The organism is Bradyrhizobium sp. LHD-71 (assembly GCF_031157255.1).
GTDB lineage: Bacteria > Pseudomonadota > Alphaproteobacteria > Rhizobiales > Xanthobacteraceae > P52-10.
Genome location: NZ_JAVIFX010000015.1, coordinates 55,810 through 72,573 on the forward strand (window position 1 = coordinate 55,810; position 16,764 = coordinate 72,573).

General features: G+C 63.9%; 20 protein-coding genes. 15 read left to right on the top strand and 5 right to left on the bottom strand.

Annotated elements, in window-relative coordinates; translation table 11 throughout:
• Positions 1–60: 60 nt before the first annotated feature.
• The 5 genes from RCO31_RS17755 to RCO31_RS17775 all read left to right on the top strand — a co-directional run bounded on the left by RCO31_RS17755 (position 61) and on the right by RCO31_RS17775 (position 4,461).
• Positions 61–735 (top strand): RluA family pseudouridine synthase, encoded by a 675-nt coding sequence (locus RCO31_RS17755; protein WP_374991502.1) that lies wholly within the window; start codon positions 61–63, stop codon positions 733–735.
• Positions 736–809: 74 nt separating this feature from the next.
• Entirely contained in the window at positions 810–1,493 is a 684-nt protein-coding gene (locus RCO31_RS17760; protein WP_308969765.1) for a GntR family transcriptional regulator, read from the top strand.
• A 110-nt stretch (positions 1,494–1,603) separates the two neighbouring features.
• Entirely contained in the window at positions 1,604–2,593 is a 990-nt protein-coding gene (locus RCO31_RS17765) for a C4-dicarboxylate TRAP transporter substrate-binding protein (protein WP_308969766.1), read from the top strand.
• 25 nt (positions 2,594–2,618) lie between these two features.
• Complete coding sequence (locus tag RCO31_RS17770) at positions 2,619–3,122, top strand: TRAP transporter small permease subunit (RefSeq protein WP_308969767.1); 504 nt, start codon at positions 2,619–2,621, stop codon at positions 3,120–3,122.
• Positions 3,123–3,174: 52 nt separating this feature from the next.
• Positions 3,175–4,461, top strand: a complete 1,287-nt coding sequence (locus RCO31_RS17775) for a TRAP transporter large permease subunit (RefSeq protein WP_308969768.1) — start codon at positions 3,175–3,177, stop codon at positions 4,459–4,461.
• Positions 4,462–4,485: 24 nt separating this feature from the next.
• On the opposite strand, the gene mtaB is transcribed toward RCO31_RS17775, so the two are convergent.
• Together mtaB and dapF are read right to left on the bottom strand one after the other, a co-directional pair.
• Positions 4,486–5,739 (bottom strand): tRNA (N(6)-L-threonylcarbamoyladenosine(37)-C(2))-methylthiotransferase MtaB, encoded by a 1,254-nt coding sequence (mtaB, locus tag RCO31_RS17780; protein ID WP_308969769.1) that lies wholly within the window; start codon positions 5,737–5,739, stop codon positions 4,486–4,488.
• A gap of 15 nt (positions 5,740–5,754) precedes the next feature.
• The gene (gene dapF, locus RCO31_RS17785) at positions 5,755–6,621 is read right to left on the bottom strand and encodes a diaminopimelate epimerase (RefSeq protein ID WP_308969770.1); all 867 of its coding nucleotides are present in this window, start codon (positions 6,619–6,621) and stop codon (positions 5,755–5,757) included.
• Positions 6,622–6,800: 179 nt separating this feature from the next.
• Here dapF and RCO31_RS17790 point away from each other — a divergent pair, with 179 nt between their 5' ends.
• Genes RCO31_RS17790 through RCO31_RS17800 form a run of 3 tightly spaced genes read left to right on the top strand, consistent with a single transcriptional unit; the run spans position 6,801 to position 8,472 of the window.
• Entirely contained in the window at positions 6,801–7,505 is a 705-nt protein-coding gene (locus RCO31_RS17790; protein ID WP_308969771.1) for a GyrI-like domain-containing protein, read from the top strand.
• The gene (locus tag RCO31_RS17795; RefSeq protein WP_374991497.1) at positions 7,505–8,200 is read left to right on the top strand and encodes an SIMPL domain-containing protein; all 696 of its coding nucleotides are present in this window, start codon (positions 7,505–7,507) and stop codon (positions 8,198–8,200) included. The genes RCO31_RS17790 and RCO31_RS17795 overlap by 1 nt, the downstream gene beginning before the upstream one ends.
• Positions 8,201–8,250: 50 nt before the next feature.
• Entirely contained in the window at positions 8,251–8,472 is a 222-nt protein-coding gene (locus RCO31_RS17800) for a hypothetical protein (protein WP_308969773.1), read from the top strand.
• Here RCO31_RS17800 and RCO31_RS17805 read toward each other — a convergent pair.
• Complete coding sequence (locus tag RCO31_RS17805) at positions 8,443–9,498, bottom strand: MBL fold metallo-hydrolase (RefSeq protein ID WP_308969774.1); 1,056 nt, start codon at positions 9,496–9,498, stop codon at positions 8,443–8,445. The genes RCO31_RS17800 and RCO31_RS17805 overlap by 30 nt on opposite strands.
• Before the next feature lie 259 nt (positions 9,499–9,757).
• Between RCO31_RS17805 and ffh the strand changes: the two genes are divergently transcribed.
• The 7 genes from ffh (at position 9,758) to leuC (ending at position 15,923) form a co-directional block, all read left to right on the top strand.
• Entirely contained in the window at positions 9,758–11,284 is a 1,527-nt protein-coding gene (gene ffh / locus RCO31_RS17810) for a signal recognition particle protein (RefSeq protein ID WP_308969775.1), read from the top strand.
• A gap of 92 nt (positions 11,285–11,376) precedes the next feature.
• Positions 11,377–11,718 carry a 30S ribosomal protein S16 gene (gene rpsP / locus RCO31_RS17815; protein ID WP_308969776.1) on the top strand — a complete coding sequence of 114 codons (342 nt, stop codon included), beginning with the start codon at positions 11,377–11,379 and terminating at the stop codon, positions 11,716–11,718.
• An 18-nt stretch (positions 11,719–11,736) separates the two neighbouring features.
• The gene (rimM, locus tag RCO31_RS17820; protein ID WP_308969777.1) at positions 11,737–12,279 is read left to right on the top strand and encodes a ribosome maturation factor RimM; all 543 of its coding nucleotides are present in this window, start codon (positions 11,737–11,739) and stop codon (positions 12,277–12,279) included.
• Between the two features lie 2 nt (positions 12,280–12,281).
• Positions 12,282–13,010 carry a tRNA (guanosine(37)-N1)-methyltransferase TrmD gene (trmD, locus tag RCO31_RS17825; protein WP_308969778.1) on the top strand — a complete coding sequence of 243 codons (729 nt, stop codon included), beginning with the start codon at positions 12,282–12,284 and terminating at the stop codon, positions 13,008–13,010.
• 155 nt (positions 13,011–13,165) lie between these two features.
• Positions 13,166–13,549, top strand: a complete 384-nt coding sequence (gene rplS / locus RCO31_RS17830) for a 50S ribosomal protein L19 (protein ID WP_308969779.1) — start codon at positions 13,166–13,168, stop codon at positions 13,547–13,549.
• A 29-nt stretch (positions 13,550–13,578) separates the two neighbouring features.
• Positions 13,579–14,217 (top strand): cysteine hydrolase, encoded by a 639-nt coding sequence (locus RCO31_RS17835; protein WP_308969780.1) that lies wholly within the window; start codon positions 13,579–13,581, stop codon positions 14,215–14,217.
• Positions 14,218–14,501: 284 nt separating this feature from the next.
• Entirely contained in the window at positions 14,502–15,923 is a 1,422-nt protein-coding gene (leuC, locus tag RCO31_RS17840) for a 3-isopropylmalate dehydratase large subunit (protein WP_308969781.1), read from the top strand.
• Between the two features lie 133 nt (positions 15,924–16,056).
• Here the strand turns inward: leuC and RCO31_RS17845 are convergent, their stop codons facing one another.
• Both RCO31_RS17845 and RCO31_RS17850 read right to left on the bottom strand, forming a co-directional pair.
• Positions 16,057–16,293, bottom strand: coding sequence for a hypothetical protein (locus tag RCO31_RS17845; protein ID WP_308969782.1), 237 nt, complete (start codon positions 16,291–16,293; stop codon positions 16,057–16,059).
• A gap of 17 nt (positions 16,294–16,310) precedes the next feature.
• Positions 16,311–16,703 (bottom strand): class I SAM-dependent methyltransferase, encoded by a 393-nt coding sequence (locus tag RCO31_RS17850; RefSeq protein ID WP_308969783.1) that lies wholly within the window; start codon positions 16,701–16,703, stop codon positions 16,311–16,313.
• Positions 16,704–16,764: the final 61 nt, after the last annotated feature.

Sequence of the window (16,764 nt, forward strand, 5' to 3'; positions counted from 1 at the left end):
AGCACAATCGGCCCCGGCGCGATCGATATAGTGTCGCGGGTGCTGCATCGCGACGGGCTGATGCTGGTTATCGACAAGCCCGCCGGCATTCCGGTTCACCGCGGACCGCGGAACAGTCGCGACAAGAGCGGCGCGGCGCTGGAGGATTACTTCGACGCACTTCGCTTTGGTCTGCCCCGCCAGCCGGTCCTCGCGCACCGGCTGGATCGCGACACGTCAGGCTGCCTTGTGCTCGGCCGGCATCGCAAGGCGACCGCATCGCTCGGCCTTTTGTTCAAGCACAACAAGATTTCCAAGAGCTACTGGGCCGTGGTCGAAGGCGGTCCCGAGGGCGATACCGGCACGATCGACATTCCGCTCGGCAGATTGAACGAAGAACGCGGCTGGTGGCAGAAGCCCGATCCGAACGGTCTCCCATCGACGACGAACTGGCAGGTACTGGGACGTTCCGCTGATCCGGACATGAAGCTCACCTGGCTCGCACTCGAACCGGTGACCGGCCGCACGCATCAACTGCGCGTGCACTGCGCGGCGATGGGCTGGCCGATCACAGGCGACAGCATCTACGGAACGGCACCACGCGAGGGCGGCGCCATGCTGCACCTTCACGCGCGCCAAATCTCGGTGCCGCTGTCGAAGAACAAACCGCCGGTCACGGTGGTCGCGCCGGTGCCGAACCATATGCGGCAGCGGTTGAAGCTGTGCGGCTGGCAGGACATGTCCGAAAGTGCCTAGGCCTCTGAGCGAACGGCAACTGCGCGCGACCGCGGGATCTTGTATCTGATATATGAGTACCGTAAGATGGGTGCATGTCCGTCCGAAGCCGTCAACTGCGCCGGCCGAAATCGCTCACCGAACAGGCGGCCGATGAAATCCGCCAGCGTATTGTCTTTGGCGATATTGCGCTCGGCTCCTCACTCTCTGAAAACATGCTCGCAGCCGAACTCGGCGTCAGCAAAACTCCGGTCCGCGAAGCGCTGCTGCAACTGAAGAACGAGGGTCTCGTTTCCATCCAGCCGCAGCGCGGCAGCTTCGTGTTCGACTTGAGCGCGTCCGAGATCGTGCATCTTGGCGATCTGCGGGAAACGCTTGAACTGGCGGCGCTTCGACTAGCGGCAAAATGCGACGCGCGCGGGCTGGTCGGCGACCTCGGCGCCATCCTCGACAAGATGACAAGGGCGCTCGATCGCAACGACGCCGCAACGTACCGCAAGCTCGACGCCGAATTTCACCGAGCGATGTTCGAACGCTCGGCCAACAAGTATCTGCTCGCCGCCTATCTCGGCATCGCTTTCCGAATACAGGCGTTGCGCACACGGCTTTCCACCAATCCCGTGCTCAACCGCTCGTCCTTCGAGGAGCACGCGAAACTCTGCAAACTCGTCGACACAGGCCGCGCCGAGGAGGCCGCCGCCCTGCTGTCCTCTCACGTGCGAGGCACCACGGAGAACTACGCAGCGAGCATCGACGCCCATCGCACCAAGGCATCCTGACGGACGTTGCGCGCGCCGGCCGCCTGTCGCCCGATCGCCGGCACGAAGACAGAAAGTCGACGGGATGGAATGCAAAGCAAGACGCTAACAAAAAAGACCGGGAGGACGACATGGCGAGGTTCAGCAAAGCACTCACGCTGCTCGGCACGTTGGTGGTGCTGACACAGTGGCCGATGCCGGCAGCAGCGCAGGACAAATTCACGCTGCGCTTCAATCACGTACTCGGACCCAGGGAGCCCTATCACGCAGGCTTCCTGAAATGGGCAGAGCGCGTGGACAAGCGCACCAACGGCCGTCTCAAGATCGAAGTCTTTCACAGCGCGCAGCTGGGCGTGGAGGAAGACATCGTCGAGCAGATCCGTCAGGGCGCCAATAACGGCCAGAACACCGACTCAGCGCGCCTCGGCAACTACATTCCCGCCATCGCGGTGATGAACGGTCCTTATTTCGCGGAAACGCTCGAAGACGTCGCCAAGCTCGCCAAGGCGCCAACCGTGCAGAAATGGGACCAGGAGCTTGCCGAAAAGCACGGCCTCAAGATCGCGTGCTTCAATTGGGTGCAGGGCTATCGACACTTCTTTACGAACAAACCGGTGCGCACGCCGGATGACTTGAAAGGCCAGCGCATCCGCACGCCGCCCGCGCCGATCTGGCAGGAGTCGGTTCGTGCGCTGGGCGCCGCGCCTGTCGCCATGGCCTTTGGCGACATGTATCCGGGATTGCAGCAGCGCGCGATCGACGGCGTCGAGCTCGTCTACAACAACATTCCCGGCCCACGCTTCTACGAGGTGCTGAAATACGTCAGCGAGACCGGCCACATCATGCTGATCAATTTCCAAGTCGTCAGCGCGAAATGGTTCAACACACTGCCGGGCGACCTTCAGGCTGCGCTGGTTGAGGAATGTCAGGCCGCGGGCAGCGAAACGTCGCAGCAAATTCTGGCTTCGGAGCAGGCCGTCAAGGCTGACCTGGTCAAGCGCGGCATGACGGTGGTCGACAAGGTCGATCTCGCCGCCTTCCGCAAGGCCGGCGAGGAGGCCTATCGCAAGCTCAACATCATCGAGGCCAAGCAAGCCCTGCACAGGGAAATCGGCAAGTAGATCCGGTTCGAGCGCGAGGCGGAAGATGCTGAAACGCTTCTATACCTTCGTTTGCGGCACAGAGGTCCTGGTCGCCGCTGTGCTGCTGATCGTGATGGTGGTTCTGATCTTTGTCGGCGGCGTCGCCCGCATGCTCGGCGAGCCGCTTGGCTGGACCACCGATTTTGCGACGTGTGCCTTTGCCTGGGCGTGTTTTCTCGCCGCCGACGTGGCCTGGCGAAGGGATACCTTGATGTCGATCCGGCTTGTTGCCGACCGACTATCTCCGCGCGGCCAACGCTGGCTCGCGGGACTGAACTATCTCATCATCTCGCTCTTTCTCCTGCACCTGATCGTTGCAGGCCTCTGGCTCTCCTGGATCAGCCGCGCCCGCAGCTTCCAGGGAATTCCGGACATCAGCTATTCCTGGATCACGCTGAGCCTGCCGGTAGGCGCCGTACTCCTGCTCATCACCACCCTGATCAAGGCGCATGCCGAGTTCAGCAACCGCCGCGCGGAGCCGGGATCAGAGCAGGTGATCGGCACATGAGAGGGCCAGCGAGCCGTGCAGCAGGCGTCACGCGCATGACAGCGGAGAGCGCATGCTCCTAGTCGCGATTGCCTTCACTGTCTTTCTGCTGATGGGTATGCCGGTCGCCTTCGCCATCGGCATCTCGGGCACGCTGTTCTTCTTCCTGCATCCGGAACTGCCCTTCACCATTCCCGTGCAAGTGACCGTTTCGCAGACCCAGAACTTCGCGCTGCTCGCGGTCCCGCTCTTCATCGTTGCCGGAAACGTCATGAACAAGTCCGGCATCACCGAACAGCTTCTCAACCTGGCGTCGGTCTTGACCGGCCGCTTACGCGGCGGCCTCGCGCAGGTGTCACTTGCGCTCGCCACCCTGATGGGAGGCGTCTGCGGCTCGGCGATCGCCGATGCGGCGATGCAGACCCGCATGCTCGGCCAAGGCATGATCAAGCGCGGGCTTTCGCGCGGATTTGCGGCGGGCATCCTGTCATTCGGGTCGCTGATCACCCCGATCATCCCGCCCGGCATCGGCTTTATCATTTACGGCACGATCGGCCAGGTTTCGATCGGCCGGCTGTTTGCTGCAGGGATAGCGCCCGGCCTGCTGATCTGGCTGGCGCTGGGCACCGCCGTGTGGATCGCCGCCGCGCGGCGCGGCTATGCGCCCGAGCGCACAACCCGTCCTTCGATCGGCGAAGTTGTCTCAGCGCTACGCGCCGGCATCTGGGCCATTCTCTTTCCGGTTCTGCTCCTGGTCGGCCTGCGGTTCGGCATTTTCACGCCGTCGGAGATCGGCGCGCTGGCGGTGATCTATGCGTTCGCCATCGGCTTCCTGGTCTATCGCCAGTTGACGCGACAGAGCTTCATGGAGGCGCTCGAGGGCAGCGTCATGGATGTCGGCGCGGTCATGTTCCTGATCGCGATCTCAGCGATCTTCAGTTACGGCATCGTGCTCGAACGCGTGCCGGAAATCATTTCAAGCTGGATCCTCGGCGTCACCGATAACCTGAACGCCGTCATGCTGCTGGTCGTCGCCTTCGTCGTGGTCGCAGGCTTCTTCATCGATGCGACCGTGCTCATCATCATGCTGACGCCGATCTTCCTGCCCCTCGTCCGGGAGCTGGACGGCGATCCGGTCCATTTCGGGCTCGTCTTCATCGTTGCCTGCACGATCGGCAACTTCACGCCACCGGTGGGAGCGGCGATGTATGCCGTGTGTTCGATCCTGAAATGCCCGATCGGCGAGTACGCACGCGAATCCGTTCCCTTCTTCGTCGCTGCGATGGCGGTGCTGCTGGTGCTGATCTTCGCGCCGGGCTTTGTGCTGTATGTGCCGGACCTGATCTTCGGCCCGTCGTAGCTGTCGCGGCCATAGGCCGCCGCGCTACGCCGGGATCAGGCGTTTCGCATCGTAACCGCCGATACCCAGCCGCTGCACAGAGCCGGGCACGCCGCCCGAAATGGCGACCGGCAGATAGTGCTCGGTCCTGCCCAACCGTTCGCTTTCGATCAGCACGTCGCGCGTCTTGCCGACTTCAGCTGCAAGCCTGCCGCTGAGCGCTGCCGCGCCCTTCTCGCGCAGGCTGCGCACACGCTGCCTGATGGCAGCGCCATTGACCTGCGGCATGCGCGAAGCCGGCGTGCCCGGCCGCGGGGAATAGGGGAACACATGCAGGAATGTGAGGCCGCATTCGTCGACGAGGTCGAGCGAGCGTTTGAACATCTCGTCAGTTTCGGTCGGAAACCCGGCGATGATGTCGGCACCGAACGCAACATCCGGTCGCAACCGGCGCACCTCGCTGCAGAACGCGATCGCATCAGCGCGCGCGTGGCGCCGCTTCATGCGCTTCAGCACGAGATCGTCGCCCGCCTGCAACGACAGATGCAGGTGCGGCATCAGCCGCGGCTCATTGGCGATCACATCCATGAGGTCGCGGTCAGCTTCGATGGAATCGATCGACGACAACCGCAGCCGTTTCAATTCCGGCACGTGCTTCAGAATCTGCTTCACCAGCAAACCGAGCTTCGGCGCGCCGGGCAGGTCGCCGCCGTAGCTCGTGAGATCAACGCCCGTGAGCACGATCTCGGCGTGGCCCGCCTCGATCAGTGCGCGCACTTGATCGACCACCGGGCCCATCGCCAGCGAGCGCGAATTGCCGCGGCCATAGGGGATGATGCAGAAGGTGCAGCGATGGTCGCAACCATTCTGCACCTGCACGAAGGCGCGCGACAGACCGCTCTGGAAGCCGTCCACCAGATGCGGCGCCATCGCCTTCACGGCCATGATGTCGGAAATGGCAAGCTTGCTCTGGGCCGATCCGAACGCTGCGCGAGTGTCGGCCCATGCGTCGAGGCGCAGCTTGTCGTCATTGCCGAGCACACGATCGACTTCATCCATCGCGGCAAACATGCCGGCTTGCGTCTGCGCCGCGCAGCCGGTGACGACGATGCGCGCCGTCGGGCGCTCACGCTTCAGTTTGCGGATCGATTGGCGCGCCTGGGCGACCGCCTCGCCCGTAACCGCACAGGTGTTGAAGATCACCGCATCGTCGACGCCGGCGGCCTCCGCCTTGCGACGGACGATCTCCGATTCGAACGTGTTCAGCCGGCAGCCGAACGTGATGACATCAACGCTCATGTCTTAAGCACGCTTTCAGGCGACGTCGGCAAACAGCGCCGGATCGAAGCGGCCTTCATATTCGAGCTCGGTCGGGCCGGTCATCAGCACATGGTCGTCGCTCGCGCGCCATTCGATCATGAGATCGCCGCCGGGTGGGGTGATCGTCACCTTGCGGCTGGCGCGCTTGAGCCGTGCAGCAGCGACGGCCACCGCGCAGGCAGCGGAGCCGCACGCCTTCGTCAGACCAGCGCCACGCTCCCAGGTGCGGATGACGATGTGGCCGGGATCGACGATGTGCGCCAGCGAGATGTTGGCGCGATCGGGAAAGATCGGGTGGTTCTCCAGCAACGGGCCGAAACGCGCGAGATCGTAGGCGCTCACGTCGTCGACCCAGAAGATCGCATGCGGATTGCCCATGTTGACGGCGGACGGCGTGTGCAGCACCGGCGCATCGATCGGGCCGATCTGCAGCTCGATCGCACGGGTGTCGTGAAATTCTTCGGCGAGCGGGATGTCCTGCCACCCCAGCTTCGGCTTGCCCATGTCGACTGTGAACGTCTCGGGCGTCGGCCCGCGCCAGCAGTTCAACAGCCCGGCCCTGGTCTCGAAGGTCAGGGCTCCCTCGAGGGATGTCGCGAACACCTGCCTGGCGACGCAGCGCATGCCGTTGCCGCAGGCGCCGGCTTCTGATCCGTCGTTGTTGAAGATGCGGATAAAGGCTTCGGTTCCGGCGAGCTTCGGCGGATAGAGTGCCATCAACTGATCATAGGGCACGCCCGTGGCGATGGCGCGCGCCTCGCCTGCGCTGATCGCAACCGGCGACGCACGCAGATCGACGACGACGATCTCGTTGCCGGCGCCGTTCATCTTGGCAAAGTTCTGGTTTGCGAGTGCACTCATCCTTCGGGCCCGTATGCCCGACTTATATGGCCAATGCCTTGCATTTTACCAGTCTTCTCCATTCGCACCGCGCCGCCTTCAAACATCCATGATCGCCGCCAATCATTTGCAACGAAGCGGCGCACGCTGTGTTACAGGTGCCGTGACCAGTGTACCCTTACTAAATTTTGGAGAATCCGATGATCCGCCTCGTGCCTCGCTCGTCGCGGTATTTTGCGGTTGGTCGCCAGCTTGGCGCGGCGCTGGCGATCTCGGTGACAGTGGCCACCTCCGCATGGGCTCAGACGCCACCCCCCGCAACACCGCCCAGCCCCGCAACGCCTGCGCCGCCGGCCACAACGCCGGCGCCAGCCGAGACCCCTCCCGCCGCTCCGGCTGCGCCGCCGGCAGCTCAGGCGCCCGCGCCGACCGTACAGGCCGCAGACCCGTTCGGCGAGGAACTGACGCTCGTGTCCAAGCCCGTCGTCTACATGAAGGGCAGTGCCAACTGGGACGTCGCGTTCGACACCATCACCAATTCGCTGAAGGCGCTGCAGGCGGCCCTCGACAAGCAAGGCATGAAGGCCACGGGGGCGCCGCTGATCGTCTATACGTCCACCGACGACACCGGCTTCGTGTACCAAGCCGAGCTTCCGGTCGCTGAAGCGCTAAAATCGTCGCTGGGCAAGGACGTCTTGAGCGGCAAGTCCCCCGAAGGCAAGGCGCTGAAGTTCGTCCATCGCGGCAGTTACGACAACATGGACAACACCTACGAAGCGATCACCAACCATCTCGACGAGAAGAAGCTGGAAGCCAAGGACTCGTTCATCGAGGAGTACGTCACCGATCCGTTGACGACGGCGGAAGACAAGCTCGTCATCAACGTGTATGTACCGCTGAAATGATGATTCGCAGAACAACTGCAGCGGCATTCGCCGCCATGCTTGCCACCAGTGTCGCAGCATCCGCACAAACCGTTCCGCCGCCGATGATTTCGGTCAGCGGCGAGGCGCAGGTTTCGGTCGCGCCCGACCTCGCGCAAGTCGACGGCGGCGTCACGACCGAGGCGAAGACTGCCCGCGAGGCAAGCGAAGCCAATAACCGTGCGATGGCCGCTTTGCTGCCAGCGCTGAAAAGCGCGGGCGTCGCTGAAGCCGACATCCAGACCTCGCGTCTGTCGCTGTTTCCGCAAAGCACGCAAGCGCGGCCGAACGGCCCGATGCAGATCACCGGCTATCGTGCCAGCAATCGCGTCACCGTCCGCATCCGCGACATGGCGAAGGTCGCGAGCACGATCGACGCGCTGGTGACGGCCGGCGCCAACGAGATCGGCGGCATCAATTTCATGGTGTCAAAGGAATCGAAGGCGCTGGACGAAGCGCGTGTGCGCGCGCTCGAGGATGCGCACCGCAAGGCCGAAATTTATGCGAAGGCCGCGAATGTCCGCCTCGGAACACCGGTCCGCATCAGCGAAGAAGGACACGGCGCGCCACCGGTGCCCATGCGGGCGACGTTCAAGGCCGACGCTGCAACACCGATCTCGCCCGGCGAAGAAATTTTGCGGGTCTCGGTGAACGTTTCGTACGAGATCGTGAAGTAGCGGACCGGGCCGTCATTGCGAGGCATAACCGTTCGAAGAACGGCATCGCTTTGCTCGCCCCTAGCCGTTCGAAGAACGGCGTCGCTTCGCTCGCCTATAGCCGTTCGAAGAACGGCGTCGCTTCGCTCGCCTATAGCCGTTCGAAGAACGGCGTCGCTTCGCTCGCCTATGGCGACGAAGCAATCCAGTCTGAGGCTGCGGCAAATGCCGCGCTGGATTGCTTCGCTCCGCTCGCAACGACGCTAAATCACGAACACCTCGCCGGGCTTTAGCACGCGGAACTTGTCGTGCGAGACATCCGCGGCCTTGAGCGCAGCGGCAAGGTCTTTGACCGGTGCGTCAATCGCCTCGTTGGTCAGCTGGAAGGTGCCGTGGTGATGCGCGAGCGCCCGCTCTGCGCCGCAGTCAGCCAGGGCTTTCACGGCCTCTTCCGGATTCATATGCTGGTCACCCATGAACCAGCGCGGCTCGTAGGCGCCGATCGGCAGAATTGCCGCCCGAAACGGACCATGCTTCTCGCGCGCGCGGCGGAAGTGAACGCCACTGCCGTAACCGGAATCGCAGACGATGTAGATTTTGCCTGCAGGCGTTTCGAGGACGAAGCTCGCCCACAGCGCCTTGTTGCGGTCGAGCAGCCCGCGCGCCGACCAGTGCCGCGTCGGCACCAGCGTCACTGCGACGCCGTGGCCGAGTTCGATCCGATCGTCCCAATCGAATGCATTCGCGCGAATTGCGCTGTTGTGGGCCTTCATCGTCAGGTCGTTGCCGAGCGGCGTGATCACGCGCGGTGAGAATCTCGCCTGCAGCCGCGACAGCGTCACGACGTCGAGGTGATCGTAGTGGCCGTGCGACACCAACGCTGCGTCGATCGATGGCAGTTTCTCAAACGCAATGCCCGGATCGTTGACACGCTTCGGGCCTGCGAATGCGAACGGCGACGCCCGCTCCGACCAGACCGGATCGACGAGAATGTTCATGCCGGCCACCTGGATCAACCAGGAGGCGTGGCCGACGAAGGAGAGGCGTATGCCGCTCGTCACGCGCTCGGGCGGTGTGTCCGCAAACGGTGATGGCACCCATTGTGGCCACGGGACACGGCCTCCCTCCCGCTGCCAGCGCAGGAGCTCGCCGAAGCCCTTTGGCGGGGATCCGTCGGGGTCGAAGAAGCGAACGCCGTCGAAATGATCGGAAACCGGACCCGTGTAATGAGGCATGTACCTTGACCAGAGCGCAGGGATGCCGGCCGCAGCCGCAAGGCCGGCAAAAACACCAAGAAAGCCACGGCGGGAAACTAACATCGAGGTGATCGGGGAACCGTAAAGCGGTCACAATAAGGCCGCCCCAGGCCGGTGTCCCGGCGATACGCGGCCTCCTTGCCGACGGATGCCTCCCGCCCCATTTCTTGACTTTCGGGACCTAAGAGGCTTTAAGTCCGTCCGAAATTCTCGGAAAGGCTTTACTTTTCCACCCGCCGACCGGTCCATCGAGGCCGGAGGTCAACGCCCGACAGCGCTGTGCGCCCTCGGGCGCAAACGTGTTTGGCAAAGGAAGACAGCGTTGTTCGACAATCTGTCGGAAAGGCTTGGCGGCATTCTGGATCGGCTGACGCGCCGCGGCGCGCTCACCGAGGCCGATGTCGATGCGGCCATGCGCGAAGTCCGCCGTGCGCTGCTTGAGGCAGACGTCGCGCTCGAAGTGGTGCGCTCGTTCACCGACAAGGTGCGCGAGCAGGCCGTGGGTGCGACCGTCGTCAAGTCGGTGACACCCGGCCAGATGGTCGTCAAAATCGTGCACGACCAGCTGGTCGAGACGCTCGGCTCCGACAGCCAGACCATCGATCTCAACGCGCCGGCGCCGATCGCCATCATGATGGTCGGCCTGCAGGGCTCGGGCAAAACCACGACCACCGCCAAGCTGGCCCGCCGCCTGACCGATCGCGACAAGCGACGGGTCCTGATGGCATCGCTCGATACCCGCCGCCCGGCGGCGATGGAGCAGCTCGCTGTGCTCGGCCGCGACGTCAATGTCGAGACGTTGCCGATCATGCAGGGCCAGACGCCGCCGCAGATCGCGCAGCGGGCGCTGCAGGCAGCTCGGCTTGGCGGTTACGACATCGTGCTGCTCGACACCGCCGGCCGTACCACGCTCGACGAAGCGATGATGGCGGAAGCCGCCGAAGTCAAAGGCGCCGCCAACCCGCACGAGGTGCTGCTGGTCGCCGACTCACTGACCGGTCAGGACGCCGTCAATCTCGCCCGCGCGTTCAACGAACGCGTCGGCCTCACCGGCATCGTGCTGACGCGCGTCGACGGCGACGGCCGCGGTGGCGCGGCCCTGTCGATGCGCTCGGTCACCGGCAAGCCGATCAAGCTGATCGGCACCGGCGAGAAGACCGATGCGCTGGAAGACTTTCATCCCGGCCGCATCGCCGGCCGCATCCTCGGCATGGGCGACGTGGTGTCGCTGGTCGAGAAGGCGGCGGCCAACATCGACGCCGAGAAGGCCGCGCGCGTCGCTGAAAAGATGCGCAAGGGCAAGTTCGATCTCGCCGACATGCGCGAGCAGCTCCTGCAGATGCAGAAGATGGGCGGGCTCGGCGGCCTGATGGGCATGCTGCCCGGCGTCGCGAAGATGAAAAACCAGCTCGCCACGGCCAACCTCGACGACAAGGTTCTCAAGCGTCAGGTTGCGGTGATCGATTCGATGACGCGTGAGGAACGGCGCAATCCCGATATCCTCAAGAACAGCCGCAAGAAGCGCATTTCCTCCGGCTCCGGCGTCAAGGTCGAGGAGATCAACAAGCTCCTGAAGATGCACCGGAACATGGCCGACATGATGAAGGCGATGGGACAGGGCAAGCGCGGACCGATGGCGGCGCTCGGCAACATGATGGGTTTTGGCGGCGGCGGCGGCATGCCGAGCCCGGAGCAGATGAAGGAGCTTGCCGAGAAGATGCCGGGCGGACTGCCGAAAGAGTTTCCAGGCACGCTTCCGCCAGGTGGCCTGCCCGGCCTTCCCGGTCTCGGCGGCAAGCCGACACTACCGGGCCTCGGCGGTTTCCCGGGATTGGGGAAGAAGAAGTGAAGAATTCGTCACGGCTGGCCGGGAGCGATGTCGCTTCGCTGGCAATGGCGGCTGAAAATTTGTGAACGCAACGAACTGACCAGGAGAACCAAATGTCCGTCGTTATCCGCCTCGCACGTGCAGGCACCAAGAAGCGTCCTTTCTACCATATCGTCGTCGCCGACTCGCGGTTTCCGCGCGACGGCCGTTTCATCGAGCGGCTCGGTTTCTTCAATCCGCTGCTGCCGAAGGACAACGAGACCCGCCTGAAGCTCGATTTCGAGAAGGTAAAGGCGTGGATGGCGAAGGGCGCCCAGCCGTCCGATCGCGTGATGCGATTCCTCGATGCAGCCGGCATCGCCAAGCGCACGCCGCGCAACAATCCGCAGAAGGCGGTTCCGCGCAAGCAGCGTGGCAAGGAAGGCGGCGCTGCGCCGGCGGCTCCCGCGGCGTAATCTGCAAGGAACGGCGTCGTGGGCAGTCGGATTTGCATCGCGAAATTCGGCGCCGCCCACGGCGTGCGCGGCGAAATCAGACTTTGGCCGTTCACCGAAGACCCGCTCTCGGTCGCGGATTACGGCCCGCTCGAAACGGAAGACGGCAAGCGGCGCTTTGAGATCGCTCACCTGCGAGCGGCCAAGGATCATCTCGTTGCCCGCATCGAGGGCATCGACAGTCGCGACCAGGCCGAGCAACTCAACGGGCTCGAGCTCTACGTTTCGCGCGAGAAGCTGCCGGCAACCGACGACGACGAGTTCTACCACGCCGACCTGATCGGCCTCGCCGCTGTGAGCGTGCAGAATGCCCCGCTCGGCCGCATCGTCGCGGTACACAACTTTGGCGCCGGCGATATCATCGAAATCGCTCTGGCTGGCGGTGGCGAGACGAAACTGCTGCCCTTCTCCAATGCGGTGGTGCCGACGGTCGATCTTGCGAACAGGCACATGGTCGTCGTGCTCCCCGATGAGGTTGACGGCGAGGAGTCCGAGAGCCCGCCGAACAGCGTGAACGTTTGACCATGTGGACCGCGACCGTTCTCACGCTTTTTCCCGAGATGTTTCCAGGACCGCTCGGCGCGAGCCTCGCGGGCAAGGCGCTCGCGGCCGGCCTCTGGCAACTGGAAGCGCGCGATATCCGCGATGCCGCCACCGACCGGCATCGCAGCGTCGATGACACACCGGCCGGCGGCGGTGCGGGGATGGTGCTGCGCGCGGACATCGTTGCGCGCGCGTTCGATGCCGTGCCGGCCGTGCAAGGCCGGCCGCGGCTACTGATGAGCCCGCGCGGCACGCCGCTGACGCAGGCGCGGGTTCAGGAACTGGCGGCGGGACCGGGCCCTGTCGTGATCTGCGGCCGATTCGAGGGCGTGGACCAGCGCGTCATCGAGGCGCGCAGCCTCGAGGAGGTCTCGGTCGGCGACTACGTGCTGTCAGGGGGTGAAATCGCCGCCCTGGTCCTGATCGACGCCTGCGTGCGGCTGCTGCCCGGCGTCATGGGCAATGCAACCTCTTCAGATTATGAGAGTTTTTCAGACGGACTGCTCGAATACCCGCAGTATACGCGTCCAGCCGAATTCGAGGGCCGAACCATCCCTGAGGTCCTGACGTCCGGTGATCACGCCAAGGTCGCTGCCTGGCGCCGCGCCGAGGCTGAAAAGCTGACGCGCGCCCGCCGCCCGGACCTCTGGACGCGGCATAAAGCCAAAACCAGCCCATCCAGGCCACCAAAAAACGCGACGGACGGGTGACAACGGCGATCCGATCCCTTATAGGAGCGCCAGCAATCCGCATTGAGCGCATTCCGCAAAAGTGGATTTACGGTTTTGCGCCCGGAAAGCGTACCGCTTCACCAAGGACACGACGTTTGCGCAGCCTCTTTGGCGCGCCGCCGATGGAGATTTCGATGAACCTCATTCAGACGCTCGAGCAGGAGCAGCTTGAGAAGCTGTCCGCCGGCAAGAACATCCCCGCTTTCGGCCCCGGCGATACGGTGATCGTTAACGTCAAGGTGAAGGAAGGCGAGCGCACCCGCGTGCAGGCCTATGAGGGTGTCTGCATCGGCCGGTCCGGCGGCGGACTCAACGAAAGCTTCACCGTCCGCAAGATTTCCTACGGCGAGGGCGTGGAGCGCGTATTCCCGCTGTATTCGCCGATGATCGACAGCATCAAGCTGGTGCGCAAGGGCAAGGTGCGCCGCGCCAAGCTCTATTACCTGCGCGGCCGCCGCGGCAAGTCCGCGCGTATCGTCGAGAAGCAGGACAAGCCGCAGGCCGCCACCGCGGAATAAGGGCGGCACGCGACGCAGGCCCCGTTGTCATGAAGATATTCGCCGGCGTCGAAATCCCTGAAAGCTTGCAAGACGCCGTCCGGCCAGACCGGGCGGCGCTTGTCGTTTACGACATGCAGGTCGGCATTCTGCGGCAGCTTCCGGACGGCGCGGCCGTGCTCGGAAAGGTGCTGACCGTCCTTGAAGCCGCGAGGTCCGCCGGCGTGCGCGTGATTTTCATGCGGCACATGTCGCTGCCGAAACGGCTTTCCGGCGCCTTCCAGCTGCGACAGATGATGGGCTGGCAGCGCAAGACGTCGCCGGACGACGTGCATCCCTGGTTCTTGCGCGGCAACCCGGCGTTCGAGCTCGCACCCGAACTCGGCGTCCGTGAGGATGAGGCAGTGCTCGACAAGATCACCATGTCGGCCTTCGAAGGGACGCCCCTGTCGATTGCGCTCCGCGATCTGGGCCTGACGAGTTTCGTTATCGCCGGCATCGCCACCGAAATCGGCATCGAACCGACGGTGCGGCATGGATCTGATCTGGGCTTCATCCCGGTCGTGGTGACCGACGCCTGCGGCGCCGGTCACGCCGAGGCCGGCGAGCGCGCCCTGGCCAACATGCGTTTCATGGGCGACGCCGTCCTGTGCACGGCCGACGAACTGAAAGCGGCCTGGGCGGGCTGAGGCTTTCCCCCGAAAGGCACGCCGAAGCCGCACGCATATCCGCTCCGACGGCAGGCTCGATTGTCGCTGCCTGCGGCCTTATGTTACAAAGTGGAATGGTTCCAGATTGCCATGAGATAGCGCGCCACCGCGCGATGAGGGTCGTCCTCGACGACCGCAGCCGTCTGCCGTGGCGCTTCTTCGGCCGGCTGACCACGGCTGCGCTCGCGGCCTGATTTTCTGCGCGGCACCCGCGGCCGTTCGCTGAACCTTTTCACGTTTCATAATTCCAAGGCCAAACACCAATGTCCGCACAAAAATCGTCCGCACCTACAACGTTGTACGACAAGATCTGGAACGACCATCTGGTCGATGAAGCGCCGGACGGCACCTGCCTGCTCTATATCGACCGTCACCTCGTACACGAGGTGACGTCGCCGCAGGCGTTCGAAGGTCTGCGTACCTCGGGCCGCAAGGTGCGCGCACCGGAGAAGACGCTCGCCGTGGTCGATCACAACGTGCCGACGACCGACCGCACGAAGCCGAATCCCGATCCGGAGTCCGCCGAGCAAATCAAGACGCTGGCGGAGAACGCCCGCGACTTCGGCATCGAGTACTATGACGAGTTCGACAAGCGGCAGGGGATCGTTCACATCATCGGCCCCGAGCAAGGGTTCACCCTGCCCGGCACGACGATCGTCTGTGGTGACAGTCATACCTCGACGCATGGCGCATTCGGCGCGCTGGCACACGGCATCGGCACCTCCGAGGTCGAGCATGTGCTGGCGACGCAGACGCTAATTCAGACGAAGGCGAAGAACATGCGCTTCACCGTCGACGGCAAGCTGCCCGACGGCGTCACCGCGAAGGACATCATTCTCGCCATCATCGGCGAGATCGGCACCGCCGGCGGCACCGGCCATGTGCTGGAATATGCCGGCGAGGCATTCCGAGACCTGTCGATGGAAGGCCGCATGACCGTCTGCAACATGTCGATCGAGGGTGGTGCGCGCGCCGGCCTGATCGCGCCAGACGAGAAGGCGTTCGAATTCCTGAAAGAGCGGCCGAAGGCGCCGAAAGGCAAGGCATGGGACGACGCGCTGCGCTACTGGGAGCGGCTTCGCAGCGACGATGGCGCGCATTTCGACACCGAGTACCGGCTCGATGCGGCCAAGCTGCCGCCGATCGTCACCTGGGGCACAAGCCCCGAGGACGTGATCTCGATCACCGGCAAGGTGCCGAACCCGGCCGAGATCGCCGACGAGGCGAAGCGGCTGTCGAAGGAGCGCGCGCTCTCCTACATGGGGCTGACCGCGGGCACGAAGGTCACCGACATCAAGCTCGATCGCGTCTTCATCGGCTCATGCACCAACGGCCGCATCGAGGATCTGCGCGCCGTGGCGAAGATCGTCGCCGGCAAGACCGTCAACGCCAACGTCAATGCGATGATCGTGCCGGGAAGCGGTCTCGTGAAGGAGCAGGCGGAAGGCGAAGGCCTGGACAAGGTCTTCCTCAAGGCCGGCTTCGAGTGGCGCGAGCCGGGCTGCTCGATGTGCCTCGCCATGAATCCGGACAAGCTGAAGCCGGAAGAGCGCTGCGCCTCGACGTCGAACCGCAACTTCGAAGGGCGCCAGGGCTTCAAGGGCCGAACACACCTCGTCTCACCGGCGATGGCAGCCGCAGCAGCGATCGCCGGGCATTTCGTCGATATCCGCGAGTGGCGGTAGGGAGCCAAGCTCTCCCGTCATTGCGAGGCATAGCCGTTCGGAAGAACGGCGTCGCTTCGTTCGTAGTCAACTTGGACTGGATTGCTTCGCTTCGCTCGCAATGACGGAGTGCTACTCATAGTCCCTGCTCTCCTCAACGGCAGACTATGGTGGCGTGATCCCACCATGGGTTGATGGCGAGCTTGGCATCCAGCACGTCAAATCCCGCATCAGTCAGTTCGCGGCAGAGTTCGGGCAACGGTTTCAGCGTTCGATAGGGATAGCCGCCTCTCAACAAACAGAGCGAGCGCGCATCGCAGCTGGCCTTCGCCTCTTCGGACTTCGGTTCTCCGCACATGCTGCTGACGACGAAAATGCCTTCCGGCGCCAAAATCCGTCGAATCTCCTTCAAGCACATCCCTCGATCATGCCCGATAGGCAGTGGAGACACTGTCCGTCCATCACGATATCAAACGACGCATCATCGAAGACCGACATGTTGCAGACGTCGCCCTGTCGGAACGTGCCCTCCAGGCCGGCTTCTGCAAAGCGCTCCCCGGCCCAGTCGATCGCGGCTTGCGAGATATCAACGCCGCAGACCTCATAGCCTCGTCGCGCGAGCAGCATGGCGAGAACGCCGTTGCCGTAACCGATTTCCAGCACGCGCGCCTCCGGTTGAGGCAGGGCGCCGCTCTGCGCGAGATTGTCGAGACTCGCCGTCAGGCGCGCGAGCGCTCGACGGAAGTCCCGTCCCTGCCACTCCGGCAGACCGGCCCGCTCTGAGCCGGAGATATTCAGCATCGTAGTCGTACATAGGTGCCGGCCCCGGCGCTTCAGCCTGGAATTATTTCAGTTCGAAAGA